Origin of the sequence: Kluyvera sp. NPDC087067 (genome assembly GCF_044745165.1) — a bacterium.
Classification (GTDB): Bacteria; Pseudomonadota; Gammaproteobacteria; order Enterobacterales; family Enterobacteriaceae; genus Kluyvera.
On the sequence record NZ_JBIUZS010000003.1, the window covers coordinates 267,815 to 287,934 of the forward strand.

Annotated in this window: 18 protein-coding genes; all 18 read left to right on the top strand. The window is 53.6% G+C overall.

What is annotated here, in order from left to right:
• The first annotated feature begins 10 nt into the window (after nucleotides 1–10).
• The 18 genes from wcaA (at nucleotide 11) to galF (ending at nucleotide 19,958) form a co-directional block, all read left to right on the top strand.
• Complete coding sequence (gene wcaA, locus ACIPDS_RS09970; protein WP_400735080.1) at nucleotides 11–853, top strand: colanic acid biosynthesis glycosyltransferase WcaA; 843 nt, start codon at nucleotides 11–13, stop codon at nucleotides 851–853.
• A 2-nt stretch (nucleotides 854–855) separates the two neighbouring features.
• The gene (gene wcaB / locus ACIPDS_RS09975; protein WP_400735582.1) at nucleotides 856–1,344 is read left to right on the top strand and encodes a colanic acid biosynthesis acetyltransferase WcaB; all 489 of its coding nucleotides are present in this window, start codon (nucleotides 856–858) and stop codon (nucleotides 1,342–1,344) included.
• Complete coding sequence (gene wcaC / locus ACIPDS_RS09980) at nucleotides 1,341–2,558, top strand: colanic acid biosynthesis glycosyltransferase WcaC (protein ID WP_400735082.1); 1,218 nt, start codon at nucleotides 1,341–1,343, stop codon at nucleotides 2,556–2,558. Before wcaB ends, wcaC begins: the two co-directional genes overlap by 4 nt.
• Nucleotides 2,533–3,756: a colanic acid polymerase WcaD gene (gene wcaD, locus ACIPDS_RS09985; protein WP_400735084.1), complete on the top strand. Its 1,224-nt coding sequence runs from the start codon at nucleotides 2,533–2,535 to the stop codon at nucleotides 3,754–3,756. The genes wcaC and wcaD overlap by 26 nt, the downstream gene beginning before the upstream one ends.
• A gap of 8 nt (nucleotides 3,757–3,764) precedes the next feature.
• A complete protein-coding gene (wcaE, locus tag ACIPDS_RS09990) occupies nucleotides 3,765–4,511 on the top strand; it encodes a colanic acid biosynthesis glycosyltransferase WcaE (protein ID WP_400735086.1) in 747 nt (248 codons plus the stop codon).
• A gap of 9 nt (nucleotides 4,512–4,520) precedes the next feature.
• On the top strand, nucleotides 4,521–5,075 hold the full coding sequence (gene wcaF / locus ACIPDS_RS09995; protein ID WP_166513415.1) for a colanic acid biosynthesis acetyltransferase WcaF: 555 nt from the start codon (nucleotides 4,521–4,523) through the stop codon (nucleotides 5,073–5,075).
• A 24-nt stretch (nucleotides 5,076–5,099) separates the two neighbouring features.
• The gene (gene gmd, locus ACIPDS_RS10000; RefSeq protein ID WP_400735088.1) at nucleotides 5,100–6,221 is read left to right on the top strand and encodes a GDP-mannose 4,6-dehydratase; all 1,122 of its coding nucleotides are present in this window, start codon (nucleotides 5,100–5,102) and stop codon (nucleotides 6,219–6,221) included.
• Between the two features lie 3 nt (nucleotides 6,222–6,224).
• Nucleotides 6,225–7,190, top strand: a complete 966-nt coding sequence (locus ACIPDS_RS10005) for a GDP-L-fucose synthase (protein WP_166513417.1) — start codon at nucleotides 6,225–6,227, stop codon at nucleotides 7,188–7,190.
• 3 nt (nucleotides 7,191–7,193) lie between these two features.
• A complete protein-coding gene (locus ACIPDS_RS10010; RefSeq protein ID WP_400735091.1) occupies nucleotides 7,194–7,673 on the top strand; it encodes a GDP-mannose mannosyl hydrolase in 480 nt (159 codons plus the stop codon).
• A complete protein-coding gene (gene wcaI, locus ACIPDS_RS10015; RefSeq protein ID WP_400735093.1) occupies nucleotides 7,670–8,893 on the top strand; it encodes a colanic acid biosynthesis fucosyltransferase WcaI in 1,224 nt (407 codons plus the stop codon). The genes ACIPDS_RS10010 and wcaI overlap by 4 nt, the downstream gene beginning before the upstream one ends.
• A gap of 3 nt (nucleotides 8,894–8,896) precedes the next feature.
• The gene (gene cpsB, locus ACIPDS_RS10020) at nucleotides 8,897–10,333 is read left to right on the top strand and encodes a mannose-1-phosphate guanylyltransferase ManC (protein WP_400735095.1); all 1,437 of its coding nucleotides are present in this window, start codon (nucleotides 8,897–8,899) and stop codon (nucleotides 10,331–10,333) included.
• Between the two features lie 125 nt (nucleotides 10,334–10,458).
• Nucleotides 10,459–11,829 (top strand): colanic acid biosynthesis phosphomannomutase CpsG, encoded by a 1,371-nt coding sequence (gene cpsG, locus ACIPDS_RS10025; protein WP_400735097.1) that lies wholly within the window; start codon nucleotides 10,459–10,461, stop codon nucleotides 11,827–11,829.
• 166 nt (nucleotides 11,830–11,995) lie between these two features.
• Nucleotides 11,996–13,390, top strand: a complete 1,395-nt coding sequence (gene wcaJ / locus ACIPDS_RS10030; RefSeq protein ID WP_400735099.1) for an undecaprenyl-phosphate glucose phosphotransferase — start codon at nucleotides 11,996–11,998, stop codon at nucleotides 13,388–13,390.
• A 9-nt stretch (nucleotides 13,391–13,399) separates the two neighbouring features.
• Nucleotides 13,400–14,881, top strand: coding sequence for an MOP flippase family protein (locus ACIPDS_RS10035; protein ID WP_400735101.1), 1,482 nt, complete (start codon nucleotides 13,400–13,402; stop codon nucleotides 14,879–14,881).
• A 142-nt stretch (nucleotides 14,882–15,023) separates the two neighbouring features.
• A complete protein-coding gene (gene wcaK / locus ACIPDS_RS10040) occupies nucleotides 15,024–16,304 on the top strand; it encodes a colanic acid biosynthesis pyruvyl transferase WcaK (RefSeq protein ID WP_400735584.1) in 1,281 nt (426 codons plus the stop codon).
• The gene (wcaL, locus tag ACIPDS_RS10045) at nucleotides 16,301–17,524 is read left to right on the top strand and encodes a colanic acid biosynthesis glycosyltransferase WcaL (RefSeq protein ID WP_400735103.1); all 1,224 of its coding nucleotides are present in this window, start codon (nucleotides 16,301–16,303) and stop codon (nucleotides 17,522–17,524) included. Before wcaK ends, wcaL begins: the two co-directional genes overlap by 4 nt.
• A gap of 9 nt (nucleotides 17,525–17,533) precedes the next feature.
• The gene (gene wcaM, locus ACIPDS_RS10050; RefSeq protein WP_400735105.1) at nucleotides 17,534–18,940 is read left to right on the top strand and encodes a colanic acid biosynthesis protein WcaM; all 1,407 of its coding nucleotides are present in this window, start codon (nucleotides 17,534–17,536) and stop codon (nucleotides 18,938–18,940) included.
• A gap of 124 nt (nucleotides 18,941–19,064) precedes the next feature.
• The gene (galF, locus tag ACIPDS_RS10055; RefSeq protein ID WP_166513426.1) at nucleotides 19,065–19,958 is read left to right on the top strand and encodes a UTP--glucose-1-phosphate uridylyltransferase GalF; all 894 of its coding nucleotides are present in this window, start codon (nucleotides 19,065–19,067) and stop codon (nucleotides 19,956–19,958) included.
• Nucleotides 19,959–20,120: the final 162 nt, after the last annotated feature.

The window sequence follows — 20,120 nt, forward strand, 5'->3', positions numbered from 1 at the left end:
GAGACACCTAATGACAACAAACAATCCGTTGATCTCCATCTATATGCCGACCTGGAATCGACAGCAGTTGGCCATTCGCGCCATTAAATCGGTCCTGCGGCAGGATTATCCTCATTGGGAAATGATCATCGTTGACGATTGCTCCAGCAGCTTCGAACAACTCCAGCAATACATTGACGACCTCGACGATGACCGCGTGCACTACACCCGTAATGATTTCAATTCGGGGGCTTGCGCGGTACGCAACCAGGCCATTTTGCGCGCCCGTGGGCAGTTTATCACCGGCATTGACGACGACGACGAATGGACACCCAATCGCCTGTCTGTGTTTCTTGCACATCAACACCATCTGAACAATCACGCGTTTTTATACGCCAATGATTATGTCTGCGAAGGCGAGGTCTACTCACAGCCGGCAAGCCTGCCGCTTTACCCGAAGTCGCCGTTTTCGCGCGCCCTGTTCTACAAACGCAATATCGTGGGTAATCAGGTGTTCAGCTGGGCGTGGCGCTTTAAAGAGAGCCTGTTTGATACCGAGCTGAAAGCGGCGCAGGACTATGACATTTTTCTGCGCATGGTGGTGGCCTACGGGGAGCCGTGGAAAATTGACGCGGCAACGCAAATTTTGCACATCAACCACGGCGAAATGCAGATCACCTCATCACCGAAGAAATTCTCCGGCTATTTCAGCTTTTATCGCAAACACAAAGCCAAATTTGACCGTGCCAGCAAGAAGTACCAGCTGTACACGCTCTATCAGATCCGCAATAAGCACATGACCTGGAAAACGTTCCTGACGTTGATGTCGGTACGAAACGGTAAACGCTGGGTGGATGGATTACGGAGTAAATGATGCTGCTGGAAGATTTACGCGCCAATAGCTGGAGCCTGCGTCCCTGCTGCATGGTCACGGCCTATCGTATTGCCCATTTCTGCTCGGTGTGGCGCAAAAAAAATGTGTTGAACAATCTGTGGGCAGCGCCGGTGCTGGTGCTGTACCGCATTATCACCGAATGCTTTTTCGGCTATGAAATTCAGGCGGCGGCGACCATTGGCCGACGCTTTACCATCCATCACGGCTACGCGGTGGTTATCAATAAGAACGTCGTGGCGGGCGATGACCTGACCATTCGCCACGGCATCACCTTGGGCAACCGTGGCCCGAATAGCCTCGAATGCCCGACGCTTGGCAACAACGTTGAACTGGGGGCGAACGTGGTGATTATCGGCGGCGTGAAGGTGGGAAATCACGTCACGGTCGGTGCGGGTAGCGTCGTGCTGGATGATGTTCCTGATAACGCGCTGGTGGTAGGAGAGAAAGCGCGAGTGAAGGTAATTAAATGAATATTCTACAATTTAACGTCCGTCTTGCCGAAGGCGGTGCTGCGGGCGTGGCGCTGGATTTGCACCAGCGCGCGCTGCGTCAGGGGATGAACTCGACCTTTATCTACGGTTACGGTAAGGGCGGTAAGAAAAGCGTCAGCCACGACCGTTATCCGCAGGTGGTGAAGCAGACCGCACGGTTGACGTCGATGGCAAATCTGGCGCTGTTTCGCCTGTTCAACCGCGATCTGTTTGGCAACCTGAATAATCTTTACCGCCAGGTCACCCGCCTTGAGGGGCCAGCGGTGCTGCACTTTCATGTGATGCACAGCTACTGGCTCAATCTTGCCGATGTGGTCAATTTCTGTGAACGCGTGAAGGCACATAAAAGCGATGTCACCTTTGTCTGGACGCTACACGATCACTGGAGCGTCACAGGGCGCTGCGCCTTTTTAGACGGCTGTGAAGGCTGGAAAAACCACTGCCAGAAATGCCCAACCTTGAGCAATTACCCGCCGGTGAAAGTGGACAGGGCGCACAGTTTAGTCGATGAAAAACGTTTTCTTTTCCGTCAGATGCTGGCGCTAGGCTGCCAGTTTATCTCGCCAAGCCAGCACGTTGCGGATGCTTTCAACAGCCTTTACGGCGTCGGCCGGTGCCAGATTATCAACAACGGGATCGATGTGGCGACCGAGGCCATTCTGGCGGAACTGCTACCTGTCAAGGTGACGGCAGCCCGGCCTAAAATTGCCGTGGTGGCGCACGACCTGCGCTATGACGGCAAAACGAATCAGCAACTGGTGCGCGATATCATCGCCCTGGGCGACAAAGTCGAAGTACATACCTTCGGCAAGTTCTCGCCTTTTGAGGCAGACAACGTGGTCAACCACGGTTTCCTGACCGATAAGCACCAACTTATGAGTGAACTTAACTCGCTAGATGCGTTGCTGTTTTCTTCCCGCGTCGATAACTACCCGCTGATCCTCTGCGAGGCGCTGTCGATTGGCGTACCGGTGATTGCGACCCATAGCGAGGCGGCGAAGGAAGTGCTGGAAAAATCGGGCGGATGTACGGTTGATAACGCCGATGTGCTGACCCTGGTACAGCGCTCAAAAGAGGACATCGCGCAGGCGATATTTGGCACCACGCTTGAAAATTTCAGCGCGCGTAGCCGCAAAGCATACAGTGGGCAACAGATGCTGGAGGAATATGTCTCGTTCTATCAGAATCTGTAGCTATTTGCTGCTGCCGTTAATCTATCTGCTGGTTAACGTGAAACTGGCCCAGCTTGGCGAGAGTTTCCCGATCACTATCGTGACGTTCCTGCCGCTGCTGCTGTTGCTGTTTGTTGAACGCATCAACCTGAAAAAGCTAATGATTGCGCTCGGTCTGGGTGTCGGGCTCACGCTGTTTAACTACGTGTTCGGTCAGTCGCTTGACCCCGGTAAATACGTCACCTCGACGATGCTGTTTGTCTACATCGTGATTATCATTGGTATGGTCTGGAGCATTCGCTTCAAAACAATTTCACCGCATAATCACCGTAAGATCCTTCGCTTCTTCTACGTGGTGATCACCATTATCGTGCTGCTGGCCGCTCTTGAAATGGCCCAGATTATTCTGTTCGGCGGCAGTAGTCTGATTGAGATAATTTCGAAATATCTTATATACAGCAATAGCTATGTTCTGAACTTTATCAAGTTCGGCGGCAAGCGTACTACCGCACTCTATTTTGAACCGGCATTCTTCGCTCTGGCATTAATCTCAATTTGGCTTTGCATCAAACAGTTTGGTATCAAAACCCCAAAGTCTGATGCTATGATTCTGGCAGGGATAATTCTTTCTGGTTCGTTCTCTGGAGTGATGACATTTATTCTGTTTTATCTTCTGGAATGGGCGTTTCAGTATTTGAATAAAGAGGCGATTAAGAAGAAATTACCGCTGGCTATTATTTCTCTGGCCGTTTTTATGGTCGGCCTAGTATTCGCCTTCCCGTATATCGCAACGCGTCTTGGCGATTTGGGAACTGAAGGCTCATCCTCATATTACCGAATTATTGGGCCGCTGGTGATGGTCGGTTATTCATTAAGCAGCGTTGATGGGGTGATTCGTTTTGGTTCTCTTTACGAATATGTTGCATCATTCGGAATATTTAACGGTGCGGATGTCGGAAAAACCATAGACAATGGTCTGTATCTGTTAATGATTTATTTTTCATGGTTTGCCGTAATATTGACCGCCGGATATTTGTATTACGTCTTTAAGCTGTTTATTAACGCTTTTGGGAATAATCGTAATTTCGCCGTGCAGTTGTATCTTTTTACGCCGATATCATTATTTTTTACCGGTTCGATATTTAGCCCGGAATATGCATTTTTAATTGTTTGTCCATTTATTCTGCGTAAAGCACTGAATATTGCCGACAGCAGATGAGGTGAAACATGTTGTTAAGCGTGATTACCGTAGCCTTTCGTAACTATGAAGGAGTGGTGAAAACCTGGCGTTCACTGGCGCATCTGGCGGCCGATCCCAGCCTGAGCTTTGAGTGGATCGTGGTTGACGGCGGTTCAGAAGACGGTACGGCGGAATTTCTCGAAAAACGTAATGGACAGTACCAGTTACGTTACGTCAGCGAACCCGACAAGGGGCTGTACGACGCAATGAATAAAGGCATTCGCATGGCGCAGGGGAAGTTTGTTCTGTTCCTCAATTCCGGTGACAGCTTCCACCCGGACGTCGCGCAGTTTGTCCGTAAGTTACGTGGTCAGAAAGATGATGCCATGTTCCTCGGTGACGCGATGCTGGACTTTGGCGATGGCAACCAGATTCGCCGTAGCGCCAAGCAGGGCTGGTATATTTATCACAGCCTGCCAGCCAGCCATCAGGCTATTTTCTTCCCGCTGCGTGGGCTGAAAGATTATCCCTATGATGTGCAATATCGGGTTTCATCGGATTATGCGTTAACGGCTCGAATGTATAAGTCGGGTTATCGCTTTAAACGCATTAAAGGTCTGGTCTCCGAATTTTCGATGGGTGGCGTGTCAACCACCAATAATCTGCAATTGTGTCAGGATGCCAAAAAAGTGCAGCAGGAAATATTACGCATGCCAGCGCTGCTGACGGAATTATCTTATTTATTACGCCTGCGCACTACCGGTAAAACCAAGGCGCTATATAACAAAGCGTAAGGAAATACGATGCAGGAATTATCAGGTTTTACAGTACCTAAAGGATTTCGTGGCGCCGGTGGGATTAAAGTCCAGTTATGGTGGGCGGTACAGGCCACGTTATTTGCCTGGTCACCACAAATACTTTACCGCTGGCGTGCATTTTTATTACGCCTGTTTGGCGCAAAAATAGGAAAAAACGTAGTTATTCGCCCGTCGGTAAAAATCACTTATCCATGGAAGTTGACGATGGGTGATTATGCCTGGGTAGGCGATGACGCAGTCTTATATAACCTGGGGGAGATTACCCTCGGCGCAAATTCCGTGGTGTCGCAAAAGTGTTATTTGTGCACCGGCAGCCACGATTATCAGAGCGCCCATTTTGATATTAATGCCGCACCGATTGTGGTCGGTGAAAAATGCTGGTTAGCCACCGATGTTTTTGTTGCACCCGGCATCACGATTGGCGACGGCACGATTGTAGGTGCCCGCAGCAGCGTTTTTAAATCGCTACCGGCAAACAGCGTTTGCCGTGGCAATCCCGCAGTGGTTACGCGTGAACGCGTAGAGAAAGTGACTCCCTAAACGGGACTATTTGAGGAAAATATAATGTCGAAAGTCGCACTTATTACCGGCGTAACGGGGCAGGATGGTTCATACCTGGCAGAGCTCTTGCTGGAAAAAGGCTATGAAGTTCACGGGATCAAGCGCCGTGCTTCTTCTTTTAATACCGAACGTGTCGATCACATCTATCAGGATCCGCACAGCAGCAACCCGAAATTTCACCTGCACTATGGCGATTTGACCGACAGCTCCAACCTGACGCGTATCCTGCAAGAAGTGCAGCCGGATGAAGTCTACAACCTCGGTGCCATGAGCCACGTGGCCGTATCGTTTGAATCCCCGGAATATACCGCCGATGTGGATGCGATGGGCACGCTGCGTCTGCTGGAAGCTATCCGCTTCTTAGGTCTGGAGAAGAAAACCCGCTTCTATCAGGCATCTACCTCAGAGCTGTACGGTCTGGTACAGGAAATTCCGCAAAAAGAGACCACGCCGTTCTATCCACGCTCGCCGTATGCGGTCGCCAAACTGTATGCCTACTGGATAACCGTCAACTACCGTGAGTCCTACGGCATGTATGCCTGTAACGGTATCCTGTTCAACCACGAATCCCCGCGCCGTGGCGAAACCTTCGTCACCCGTAAAATCACCCGTGCGATTGCCAATATCGCTCAGGGTCTGGAGAAGTGCCTGTATCTGGGCAACATGGACTCCCTGCGTGACTGGGGCCATGCCAAAGATTACGTGAAAATGCAGTGGATGATGCTGCAACAGGAGAAGCCGGAAGATTTCGTTATCGCCACCGGCGTGCAGTACTCCGTGCGTCAGTTCGTTGAAATGGCAGCGGCTCAGCTCGGTATCAAACTGCGCTTTGAAGGCACCGGCGTGGAAGAGAAGGGCATTGTCGTTTCCGTGACCGGTCATGATGCGCCGGGCGTGAAGCCGGGTGATGTGATGGTTGCCGTCGATCCGCGCTACTTCCGTCCTGCTGAAGTGGAAACTCTGCTCGGTGATCCAACCAAGGCGCACGAAAAACTGGGCTGGAAGCCGGAAATTACGCTGCAGGAGATGGTGTCCGAAATGGTTGCCAACGACCTGGAAGCGGCTAAGAAACATTCATTGCTGAAATCCCACGGTTACGAAGTGGCGATCGCACTGGAGTCTTAAGTTATGACCCGACAACGTATTTTTGTGGCGGGCCACCGGGGAATGGTGGGCTCCGCCATCGTAAGGCAGCTTGAGCAGCGCGGCGATGTCGACTTAGTCGTGCGTAACCGCAGCGAGCTTAACCTGCTGGATAGCCGCGAGGTGAATGAATTTTTCGCGCGCGAAAATATCGACCAGGTGTATCTGGCGGCGGCGAAGGTGGGCGGCATTGTTGCCAATAACACCTTCCCGGCGGATTTCATCTACGAAAACATGATGATTGAGAGCAACATCATTCACGCGGCACATAGCCACAACGTGAACAAGCTGTTGTTCCTCGGTTCATCGTGTATTTATCCGAAGATGGCCAACCAGCCGATGCATGAAAGCGAACTGCTGCAGGGCACGCTGGAACCGACCAATGAGCCATACGCGATCGCCAAAATCGCTGGGATCAAACTGTGCGAGTCCTATAACCGTCAGCATAACCGTGACTACCGTTCGGTCATGCCGACCAACCTGTACGGGCCAAACGACAACTTCCACCCGAGCAATTCACACGTGATACCGGCGCTCTTACGCCGCTTCCACGAGGCGGCACAGCAAAATGCGGCCGACGTGGTGGTGTGGGGCAGCGGTACGCCGATGCGCGAATTTCTGCACGTGGATGATATGGCGGCGGCCAGCATTCATGTGATGGAACTGGATCGTAGCGTCTGGCTTGAGAATACGCAGCCGATGCTGTCGCACATCAACGTCGGTACCGGCGTTGACTGCACCATTCGGGAGCTGGCGCAGACGCTGGCGAAGGTTGTCGGATTTACCGGTCGGGTAGTCTTTGATGCCACTAAACCGGACGGCACGCCGCGCAAACTGCTCGATGTCTCGCGCCTGCATCAGTTGGGCTGGTATCACGAAATTTCGCTGGAAGCCGGCCTTGCCAGCACCTACCAGTGGTTTTTAGAAAACCAGCAACGCTTTCGGGGGTAACCGATGTTTCTGAGCCAGCAAGCCTTTGCCACCGTGGTGGAATCGACCCCGCTTATCTCCATCGATTTGATCGTGGAGAACGAGGAGGGCGAGATCCTGTTTGGCAAACGCACCAACCGCCCCGCCCAGGGATTCTGGTTTGTCCCAGGTGGGCGAGTACAAAAAGATGAATCGCTGGCCGACGCGTTTGCCCGCCTGACCGAAGCTGAACTGGGGCTGAGCCTGCCGATCACGGCAGGCCAATTCCACGGCGTCTGGCAGCATTTTTATGACGATAACTTCTCCGGTGAGAACTTTTCGACTCACTACATTGTGCTGGCGTTCCGCGTGCAGGTGAAGGCTGAAGCCCTCGCGCTGCCGACGGAGCAGCACAATGATTATCGTTGGCTGAGTCCGAAAATACTGCTTGATGATGATGCCGTTCACGACAACAGCCGTAACTACTTCCGGGTGGAAAAAATGGCCGAGGTGCCGGGCTTATGAAAATCCTGGTATACGGCATTAACTACTCACCTGAACTGACCGGGATTGGCAAATATACCGGTGAAATGGTGGAGTGGATGACGCAGCAGGGGCACGAGGTACGGGTGATTACCGCACCGCCGTACTACCCGGAGTGGCAGGTTGGCGTGAACTACTCGGCCTGGCGCTATCGTCGGGAAGAGGGGACCGCCACGGTATGGCGCTGCCCGCTGTACGTGCCGAAACAACCGTCGACCATCAAACGTCTGCTTCACCTCGGCAGCTTTGCGCTAAGCAGCTTCTTCCCGCTAATGGCGCAGCGCAGCTGGAAACCCGATCGCATTATCGGCGTGGTGCCGACGCTGTTTTGCACCCCAGGAATGCGCCTGCTGGCGAAACTCTCCGGTTCGCGAACGCTGCTGCATATTCAGGATTATGAAGTGGATGCCATGCTCGGCCTGGGAATGGCCGGGAAAGGCAAGTCTGGCAGCGTGGCGAAGCTGGCGAGCGCCTTTGAGCGCAGCGCTTTGCACAACGTGGATAACGTTTCGACCATTTCCCGATCCATGATGAAAAAAGCGTGTGAAAAAGGGGTGCCAAAGGAGAAGGTCATCTTCTTCCCGAACTGGTCGGAAGTTTCCCGTTTCCGTGAGGTGCCGGAAACTCTGGTCATCGCGCTACGCCAGCGCCTGGGATTGCCAGACGACCGCAAACTGATTCTTTACTCCGGCAATATCGGGGAAAAACAGGGGCTGGAGAGCGTGATTGATGCCGCCGACCAGCTCCGCCAGGAGCCGTGGCTATTTATGATTGTCGGCCAGGGCGGCGGTAAAGCGCGGCTGGAAAAAATGGCCGCCGAACGCGGTCTGGATAACGTGAAATTCCTGCCGCTGCAATCGTATGAAGATTTGCCCGCGCTGCTCGCGCTGGGCGATTGCCACCTGGTGATTCAAAAGCGCGGCGCGGCGGATGCCGTCTTACCTTCCAAACTGACCAATATTCTGGCGGTCGGCGGCAACGCGGTGATTACCGCAGAAGCCGAAACCGAGCTGGGTCAGCTATGTCAGGACAATCCGGGTATTGCGGTTTGCGTAACGCCTGAATCGGTTCCGTCGCTGGTGGAAGGCATTGAACGCGCGTTGATGATGCCAAAACAGAATGTTATCGCCCGCGCATGGGCCGAACGCACGCTCGATAAAGAGCATGTTCTCATGCAGTTTATGACAGATATTCGGGGTTAAACGATGAGTCAATCTACGCTTTTCCCGGTCGTGATGGCCGGAGGGTCGGGCAGCCGCCTGTGGCCGTTGTCCCGAGTGCTTTACCCAAAACAGTTCCTCTGCCTGAAAGGGGATTTAACCATGCTGCAGGCGACGGTGAATCGTCTGGAGGGCGTGAAGTGCGCAAGCCCGGTGGTTATCTGTAACGAAGAACACCGTTTTATCGTCGCCGAGCAGCTGCGTCAGCTTAACAAGCTGACGGAAAACATCATTCTTGAACCCGCGGGGCGTAATACCGCACCGGCGATTGCGCTGGCGGCCCTTGCCGCGAAACGACGTGAACCGGATAACGACCCGTTAATGCTGGTGCTGGCGGCAGATCACGTCATTCAGAATGAAGAAGCCTTCCGCGCTGCGGTACGTGAGGCCACGCCCTATGCCGAAAGCGGCAAGCTGGTGACCTTCGGTATCGTGCCATCGGTGCCTGAAACCGGCTACGGCTACATTCGTCGCGGTACAGTCAGTCCCGGCGTTGACGACACGCTGGCGTTTGAAGTGGCGCAGTTTGTTGAAAAACCGAATCTCGATACCGCTCAGGCCTACGTGGCCTGCGGGGAATATTACTGGAACAGCGGTATGTTCTTGTTCCGTGCGGGCCGTTATCTGGAAGAGCTGGGCAAATATCGCCCGGATATTCTCAGCGCCTGTGAAAAGGCGATGGACATCACCGACCCGGATCTCGATTTTATCCGCGTTAACGAAGCCGCGTTTATGAGCTGCCCGGATGAGTCTATCGACTACGCGGTTATGGAGCAGACCCATGACGCCGTCGTGGTTCCTATGGACGCAGGCTGGAGCGACGTGGGTTCGTGGTCATCACTTTGGGAAATTAGCCAGCATACGGCGGAAGGTAACGTCCACCACGGTGATGTTATCAGCCATAAAACCGAGAACAGCTACGTGTATGCCGAATCGGGATTGGTGACCACCGTCGGGGTAAAGGATCTGGTGGTGGTGCAAACCAAAGACGCGGTGCTTATCGCCGATCGCAACGCGGTGCAGGACGTCAAAAAGGTGGTCGAGAAGATTAAAGCCGACGGTCGTCATGAACACCATATTCACCGGGAAGTTTATCGCCCGTGGGGCAAGTATGACTCCATCGATGCGGGCGATCGTTATCAGGTGAAGCGCATCACCGTGAAACCGGGCGAAGGGCTGTCACTGCAAATGCATCACCACCGAGCCGAGCACTGGATTGTGGTGGCCGGTACCGCCAAAGTCACCCTTAATGATGAAATCAAACTGCTGGGTGAAAACGAATCTATCTATATTCCGCTCGGCGTCACCCACTGTCTGGAAAACCCGGGGAAAATCCCGCTCGACCTGATTGAGGTGCGTTCCGGCACTTATCTGGAAGAGGACGATGTGGTGCGATTCGCCGACCGTTATGGCCGCGTGTAGCGCCGATCCGGCAAATTGTCGACTCGGTAGGTGAAATAAGCAAAGCACCCACCGGCAAATCATAAAACGTTAAAAATTGGCCGTCATGGTCAGGGCCAACTGTTGCCTGAAGAAAGGTAAAAAACATGAATAAGTTAACCTGTTTTAAAGCCTACGATATTCGCGGCAAGCTGGGCGATGAGCTCAATGAAGATATTGCGTGGCGCATTGGCCGCGCTTACGGCGAATACCTGAAACCGAAAACCATTGTGCTGGGGGGCGATGTGCGCCTGACCAGTAAAGCGCTGAAAATGGCGCTGGCGCGTGGCCTGCGCGACGCGGGCGTCGACGTGCTGGATATCGGGCTTTCCGGCACCGAAGAGATCTACTTTGCCACCTTCCACCTTGGCGTAGACGGTGGCATTGAAGTGACCGCCAGCCATAATCCGATGGATTACAACGGCATGAAGCTGGTGCGTGAAGGCGCACGTCCTATCAGCGGCGATACCGGCCTGCGAGATATCCAACGCCTGGCGGAGGCCAATGACTTCCCGCCGGTCAGTGAAGACCAGCGCGGCAGCTATCAGCAAATCAACTTACAGGATGCCTACATCCAGCACCTACTGGGCTATATCGACGTCAAAAACCTGACGCCGCTGAAGCTGGTGGTGAACTCCGGTAACGGTGCCGCTGGCCCGGTGATTGATGCGCTGGAAGCGCGCTTCAAGGCGCTGAACGTGCCGGTGAGCTTGATTAAAGTCCATAACACCCCGGACGGCACGTTCCCGCACGGTATTCCTAATCCGCTGCTGCCGGAGTGCCGCGATGACACCCGCAATGCGGTTATCGAACACGGTGCCGATATGGGTATCGCCTTTGACGGCGATTTTGACCGCTGCTTCCTGTTTGACGAAAAAGGCCAGTTTATTGAGGGCTACTACATTGTGGGCCTGCTGGCAGAAGCCTTCCTTGAGAAGAATCCGGGCGCGCGCATTATTCATGACCCGCGCCTGTCCTGGAATACCGTCGATGTCGTCACCGCGGCGGGAGGCACCCCCGTTATGTCAAAAACCGGGCATGCGTTTATTAAAGAACGTATGCGCCAGGACGACGCGGTCTATGGCGGCGAGATGAGCGCCCATCACTACTTCCGCGATTTTGCCTACTGCGACAGCGGCATGATCCCGTGGCTACTGGTGAGCGAACTGCTGTGCCTGAAGGGGAAAACGCTGGGTGAACTGGTGCGCGACCGCATGGCGGCGTTTCCGGCGAGCGGGGAAATCAACAGCACGCTGGCCGAGCCGTCGGCGGCGATTGCCCGCGTTGAAGCCCATTTTGCCGGTAGCGCGCTGGAGATTGACCGCACCGATGGCATCAGCCTGGCGTTTGCCGACTGGCGCTTCAACCTGCGCTCATCGAACACCGAACCGGTGGTGCGCCTGAACGTGGAATCGCGCGGGAATTCGCCGCTGATGCAGGCGCGAACGCAGGACATTCTGGCGTTGCTTAATCAGTAAATATTGCCTCGCCCCCTCACCCCGGCCCTCTCCCCGAAGGGGAGAGGGAGAAAACCGAGCCGCGTTTTACCTCAGAAGTGAGGGCTAGCGCCGGACGGTCCCCTCGCCCCTTTGGGGAGAGGGTTAGGGTGAGGGGGCAGGAAAAAACCACACAATAGGACCAACGATGACGACTCTAAAAAAGCGCGAGCGAGCCAAAACGAATGCATCGTTAATCTCAATGGTGCAGCGTTTTTCAGACATCACCATCATGCTGGGTGGTCTGTGGCTGGTGTGTCAGGCCATCGCGCTGCCGTTTTTGTACCTGCATTTGCTGATGGCGCTGGTCACGCTGGCGGTATTCCAGATGATAGGCGGCATTACCGACTTCTACCGTTCGTGGCGCGGGGTACGGATAACCACCGAACTGTTGCTGCTGTTGCAAAACTGGACGCTGAGCCTGGTCTTTGCCGCCGGTTTGCTGGCGTTTAACGATGACTTTAGTACTCACTTCGGTATCTGGCTGGCGTGGTATCTGCTCAGCACCGTCGGTATGCTCGCCAGCCGAATCTTTATCCGTTATGGCGCGGGGGTACTGCGTCATCGTGGGTATAACACTCGCTACGTTGCGGTCGCCGGCGATATGCCGGAAGGGCAGGAGCTACTGGATAGCTTCCGCAATCAGCCGTGGCTAGGGTACGAAGTGGTTGGCAGCTATTACGATGCGAAACCGGGCGGCGTGAATGCGGATTGGATGGGGAATTTCGAACAACTGCGCGATGACGCTCGCGCGGGCAAAATCCACAACGTCTATATCTCCATGGCAATGCAGGAAGAAAGTGAGATTAAAGCGCTGGTGCGCTCGCTTGCCGACACCACCTGTTCAGTACTGCTAATTCCAGATGTGTTCACCTTCAATATCCTGCATTCGCGGGTAGAAGTAGTCAACGGCATTCCGGTCGTTCCGCTGTATGACACGCCGCTTTCTGGAGTCAATCGCCTGATTAAAAGGCTGGAAGATATTGTGCTGGCGTTGTGCATTTTGCTGCTGATCTCACCGGCGCTGTGCTGCATTGCGTTGGCGGTCAAAATCAGTTCGCCAGGGCCGATTATTTTCCGTCAAACCCGCTACGGCATGGACGGTAAGCCCATCAAAGTGTGGAAGTTTCGTTCCATGAAGGTGATGGAGAATGACGGCGTCGTGACGCAGGCCACCCAGAACGATCCGCGCGTCACCCGCGTGGGTAACTTCTTACGCCGCACATCGCTCGATGAGCTACCGCAGTTCATTAACGTGCTCACCGGCGGCATGTCGATAGTCGGCCCGCGTCCCCACGCGGTGGCGCACAACGAGCAGTATCGTCAGCTGATTGAAGGCTACATGCTGCGCCACAAAGTGAAACCCGGCATTACCGGCTGGGCGCAAATCAACGGCTGGCGCGGTGAAACCGACACGCTGGAAAAAATGGAAAAACGCATCGAGTTCGATCTCGAGTACATCCGCGAATGGAGCCTGTGGCTCGATATCCGAATCGTTTTCCTGACGGTATTCAAAGGCTTTGTCAACAAAGCAGCCTATTGAGGAATTGACATGGGCCTGAGAGAAAAAACCATCAGCGGTGCGAAGTGGTCGGCGATGGCGACGATAGTGATTATTGGACTGGGGCTGGCGCAAATGACCGTGCTGGCACGCCTGTTCGACGGTCATCAGTTCGGCCTGTTGACCGTGTCGCTGGTGATTATTGCGCTGGCGGATACGCTGTCGGACTTTGGCATTGCCAACTCAATTATTCAGCGCAAGCAAATCAGCCAGCTGGAGCTGACTACGCTCTACTGGCTTAATGTGGGGCTGGGATTGGTGGTCTGTGTCGCCGTTTATCTGCTGAGCGACACCATTGCCAACGTCCTGCACAACCCGGATTTAGCGCCGCTTATCAAAACGTTATCGCTGGCATTTGTGCTGATTCCCCACGGTCAGCAGTTCCGTGCGCTGATGCAAAAGGAGCTGGAGTTCAACAAAATCGGCTCGATTGAAACCGCCGCCGTGCTGTCGGGGTTCACTTTTACGGTGATAAGCGCATGGTACTGGCCGCTGGCGATGACGGCTATTCTGGGTTATCTGGTCAATAGTGCGGTGCGTACGCTGCTGTTCGGCTATTTTGGCCGCAAAATCTACCGTCCGGGACTGCATTTCTCGCTCGCTACCGTGGTGCCTAACCTGCGTTTTGGTGCCTGGCTGACCGCTGACAGTATCGTTAACTACATCAATACCAATCTCTCAACGCTCACGCTGGCGCGCATTCTCGGGGCGAGCGTCGCCGGGGGATATAACCTCGCCTATAACGTGGCCGTCGTGCCGCCGATGAAACTCAACCCGATTATTACCCGCGTGCTGTTCCCGGCGTTTGCCAAGATTCAGGACGATACCGACAAACTCCGGGTGAATTTTTATAAGCTGCTGTCGGTAGTGGGAATTATTAACTTCCCGGCGCTGCTGGGGCTGATGGTGGTCAGCAATAACTTTGTACCGTTGGTGTTTGGTGAAAAATGGCTGCACATCGTGCCTATCCTGCAACTGCTGTGCGTGGTGGGGCTGTTGCGTTCGGTCGGTAATCCGATTGGCTCGTTGCTGATGGCGAAGGCGCGTGTCGATATCAGCTTTAAATTCAACGTATTTAAAACCTTCCTGTTTATTCCGGCGGTGATTATCGGTGGCCAGCTTGGTGGAGCGATTGGCGTCACGCTGGGTTTCCTGCTGGTGCAGATCATCAACACCATTCTCAGCTACTTCGTGATGATTAAACCGATTCTGGGCCCAAGCTATCGCGACTATCTGCTGAGCCTCTGGCTGCCACTGCGACTGTCGCTGCCGACGCTGGTGGTGAGCTATGCCGTAGGGCGGCTGCTTGAAGGCAGCGTCTCGCTGTCACTGCTATTGGCATTACAGGTGCTGACGGGCGTGGTCAGTTTTGCGCTGGTAGTGTTGCTGTCCCGCAATAGCCTGTTGATTGAACTTAAAAAAACGCTCTGTCGGAGCCAGAAACTGAAGATGTTATTACGTGTTTCTGAATAACCGTTGATGTAGGCCCGATAAGCGTAGCGCCCTCAGGCAACCCGGCGCAGATTGCCGGATGGCGGCGTTGCCTTATCCGACCTACGTTCGACAATGACGCATTTTTGAATGATTTGCTTGAACCCCTTTTGATGAGGCCATGATGAAATTATTAATTTTAGGCAACCACACCTGCGGCAACCGTGGCGACAGCGCCATTATGCGTGGACTGCTGGATGCGATTGTTCGCCAGCAACCGGATGTTGAAATGGATGTGATGAGCCGTTTCCCGACCAGTTCTTCCTGGTTGCAGGGGCGTGAAATAATGGCCGATCCGCTGTATCAGTTAAGCCAGAAGCAACAAGCGGCACCGGGCGTGAGCGGTCGCGTGAAGAAAGTATTACGTCGTCGCTTCCAGCACAAAATCTTGCTGGCGAAGGTGACCGGCGAAGGCAAACTGCGCAACTTTGAGATTGCGCCGGAGTTTCATGACTTTGTGCGTTTTCTGGGTAATTACGACGCCATCATTCAGGTCGGTGGGTCGAACTACGTCGATCTCTACGGTTTAACCCACTTCGAATATCCGCTGTGTGCCTTTATGGCGAATAAGCCGATTTACATGATTGGTCACAGCGTTGGGCCATTCCAGAATCCAGATTTTAATCAGTTAGCTAATTACACCTTTGGGCGAACCAATGCGCTGATCCTGCGTGAAACCGTCAGCCGCGAACTGATGGCAAAGGCGCAGATTGATACCAGCAAAGTCGAGCAGGGCGTGGATACCGCGTGGCTGGTTGAACATCGTAATGACACCTTTGAAGCCAGCTATGCGGTTCAGCACTGGCTGAATCTGACCGCACAGTGCAAAACCGTGGCGATTACGCTGCGCGAGCTGGAGCCATTCGATAAGCGCCTGGGCACCACCCAGCAGGCGTATGAAAAAGCCTTCGCCGAGGTCGTGAACCGAATGATTGATGATGGTTATCAGGTACTGGCGCTCTCTACCTGTACCAGTATTGACCGCTATAACCGGGACGATCGCATGGTCGCGCTGCGCATGTCGCAGTACATCAATCATCGCGAGCATTTCCATATTGCCATGGATGAGCTTAACGACGTGGAAATCGGCAAGATCCTCGCTTCCTGTGCGCTGACCATCGGCACCCGTCTGCACTCTGCCATTATTTCCATGAACTTTGGCACCCCCGCTATCGCCATCAACTACGAGCACAAATCTGCGGGCATCATGCAGCAGTTGGGGATGCCGGAGATGGCTATCGATATCCGTCACCTGCTTGACGGTTCGATGCAGGGCGTGGTGGCAGACATCTTAAATCAGCTTCCTGCGCTGGGTGAACGCGTGGCGGCGGCGGTAGAAGGTGAACGCCAGAAGGGCTTTACCATGATTGAGTCGGTGCTAAACCGTATCCGGGAGGGGCGATGAAAGTCAGCTTTTTCCTGCTGAAATTTCCCTTATCGTCAGAAACGTTTGTCTTAAACCAGATCGTGGCGTTTATCGAAATGGGCTATGACGTGGAGATTGTCGCCTTACAAAAAGGCGACCTGACTCATACCCACGCGGCCTATACCCAATACCAGCTGGCGGATAAAGTCCGCTGGTTGCAGGATGAGCCGTCGGGCGCGCTGGCCAAGTTGCGCTATCGCGGATTCAGCACGCTGCGCGGGCTTCATCGCCCGGCGGTGTGGCGGGCGTTGAATCCCCGCCGCTATGGCCAGGAGGCGCGTAACCTGATCCTTTCATCGATTTGTAGCCGTACACCATCGCCATTGACCGCGGATGTGTTTATCGCCCACTTCGGCCCGGCCGGCGTGACGGCGGCAAAACTCCGCGAACTGGGGGTAATTCGCGGCAAAATCGCCACCGTTTTCCACGGGATTGATATCTCCAGCCGTGAAGTGCTGAACCACTATCGCGGTGAATATCAGCAGCTTTTCCGCCGCGGTGACATGATGCTGCCGATAAGCCAGCTATGGGCAGAGCGGCTGAAAACGATGGGCTGTCCGGGAGAAAAAATCAGCGTTTCGCGGATGGGCGTCAATATGGAGCGTTTCACGCAGCGCCCACTAAAAGCACCGAACGCGTGCTTGCAAATTATCTCGGTTGCGCGGTTGACCGAGAAGAAGGGGCTGCATGTGGCGATTGAAGCCTGTCGTCAGTTGAAAGCGCAGGGCGTCAATTTCCGTTATCGCATCCTGGGAATCGGGCCGTGGGAGCGGCGCCTGCGGACTTTGATTGAGCAATATCAACTTGACGATCAGGTTGAGATGCCGGGTTTTAAGCCCAGCCATGAGGTGAAGGCGATGTTAGATGATGCCGATGTGTTCCTGCTGCCTTCAATCACCGGCGCGGATGGTGATATGGAAGGTATCCCCGTGGCGCTGATGGAGGCTATGGCGGTGGGGATCCCCGTGCTCTCGACCGTCCACAGCGGTATCCCGGAGCTCATTGATTCCGGTCATTCCGGCTGGCTGGTGGCGGAGAATGACGCCCAAGCACTGGCCGATAAACTGCGGGTATTGGCGGGAATGGACGAACAGAGTCTCCAGCCGGTAGTGACGCGTGCACGTAAAAAAGTCGAAACTGATTTTAATCAGCAGCTCATTAACCGGCAGCTCGCCAGCCTGCTGCAGACGATTTGCTAAGGAGGCCATATGCATACCTTAACTCGACGTTACTTCCTGACGGCAGGCGCAACGCTTGCTGCCGCACTACCCGTTCTGCCGGTTGCCGCGGCGCGTGCGGCAGAAAAAAAGAACACCGCCGATATTCGTGACTTTGTGGAGAACGGGGACTGGATCCACGCGTTTAATGAGGCGTTTCGTCAGGCCGACAGCGTAAGCGTTCCCGCCGATGTTGTCTGCGATAACATCAACACGGCGATTACCCTGCCGCCGGGGAAAACGCTGCAGGTGGCCGGTAGTCTCAAAGGCAATGGCCGGGGGCGATTTATTCTGCAAAAAGGCTGTCAGATTATCGGCAGCGGCGCGGCAAGTTTATACAACATCACCCTCGATATACGTGGCGGTGATTGCACTATTGCCGGGCTGACAATGAGCGGTTACGGGCCGGTTGCACAGATATTTATCGGTGGCAAAGATAAACAGCAGATGCGTAATCTCACGCTTACTCGCTTGACCATCACCAAAGCCAATTACGGCATTCTGCGTCAGGGATTCCACAACCAGTGGGTTGACGTCAACATTACCCATTGCCACTTCAGCTATCTTCAGGGTGACGCCATTGAGTGGAACGTGGCCATTAATGACCGCAACATCCTTATCTCCGATCATGTTATCGACCATATCGACTGCACTAACGGTAAGGTGAACTGGGGCATCGGTATTGGGCTTGCGGGCAGCACGTACGATAATGGCTACCCGGAAGAGCAGGCGGTCAAAAACTTCGTTGTCGCCAATATCACCGGCAGCAACTGCCGTCAGCTGGTGCATGTCGAGAATGGCAAGCATTTTATCATCCGCAATGTTAAGGCCAGCAATATTACGCCGGACTTCAGCAAGAAAGCGGGAATAGATAACGCCACGGTAGCAATATATGGCTGTGATAATTTTGTGATAGATGGTGTCGAGATGGTTAATAGTGCGGGAATGCTTATTGGCTATGGCGTTATCAAAGGCAATTATTTGTCCATTCCGCAAAATTTCCGCCTGAATAATATACAGCTGGATAATAGCCAACTGGCCTACACGGTCAGGGGTATCCAGATTTCATCGGGCAACAATCCTTCGTTCGTTTCCATCACCAACCTCAACATGAAGCATGCTTCGCTGGAGATCCATAACAAGCCACAGCATTTTTTCTTGCGCAATATCAATGTAATGCAAGAATCCACGCGGGGAGCCGCCCTGCAAATTAACTTTGACATGCGCAAAGATGTACGCGGCAAGTTTATGGCGCGCGATGACACGCTGCTGTCGCTGGCGAACGTGACGGCGGTGAACGAGAAAGGGCAGTCGTCGGTAGATATTGACCATATCGATCAACAGGTCGTCAACACAGAACGCCTCAACTTTGCGTTGCCGGCGCGTAGAGTACGATAATTTTCGCCATTCTCAGACAACACCCCGGGATCTCTCCTACCCGAATCAGTAATATGACAAAACAAAGTGGATTAAACACGGTTAATCGCTATAATTCAGCAACCGAATATAGGTGGACAAGATAATGGTTAATTTGAAAGCAGTCATTCCGGTAGCGGGCTTGGGTATGAATATGTTACCCGCCACAAAGGCAATCCCTAAAGAGATGCTGCCGATCGTCGATAAGCCAATGATTCAGTACATCGTTGACGAAGTGGTTGCTGCTGGTATCAAAGAAATCGTTCTGGTAACCCACGCATCAAAAAACTCGGTGGAAAACCACTTCGACACCTCGTATGAACTTGAAGCGCTGCTCGAAATGCGCGTTAAACGCCAGCTGCTGGCGGAAGTTCAGGCAATCTGTCCACCTGGCGTAACCATCATGAACGTCCGTCAGGCTCAACCGCTGGGTCTGGGACACTCCATTCTTTGCGCGAAACCCATTGTTGGCGATAACCCGTTCGTGGTTGTCCTGCCAGACATCGTTCTGGATAACGCGTCTGCCGATCCGCTTCGTTACAACCTTGCTGCGATGGTCGCTCGTTTCAGAGAGACCGGCCGTAGTCAGGTACTGGCTAAACGCATGCCGGGCGATCTGTCTGAATACTCCGTTATTAAAACCAAAGAGCCTCTGGATGCTGAAGGTAAAGTCAGCCGTATCGTTGATTTTATCGAAAAACCGGATCAGCCGCAGGAGCTGGACTCCGATCTGATGGCAGTAGGGCGCTATGTGCTGTCCGCTGATATCTGGGAAGAACTGGCGAAAACCGTGCCTGGCGCATGGGGCCGTATCCAGCTGACCGATGCGATTGCTGAACTGGCTAAAAAACAGTCTGTTGATGCGATGCTGATGACGGGTCAGAGCTACGACTGCGGGAAGAAAATGGGGTATATGCAGGCGTTTGTGCAGTATGGGCTGCGGAATTTGAAGGATGGGGCTAAGTTCCGTAAAGGGATTGAGGCGTTATTGAGTCAGTAACAAGCATTAGCTCTTCATGGGCAGTAAGCAATAAATGATAATAACGGCGGTGAACATTCTGAGCTGAAATTGTGATGCCGATGAATGTAACTGCCGTTTTGTTTTTAGAGAATCAGGGAGCAGTGAACGCAGTGTTGAACAGCACTGATCGTATCTCTCATG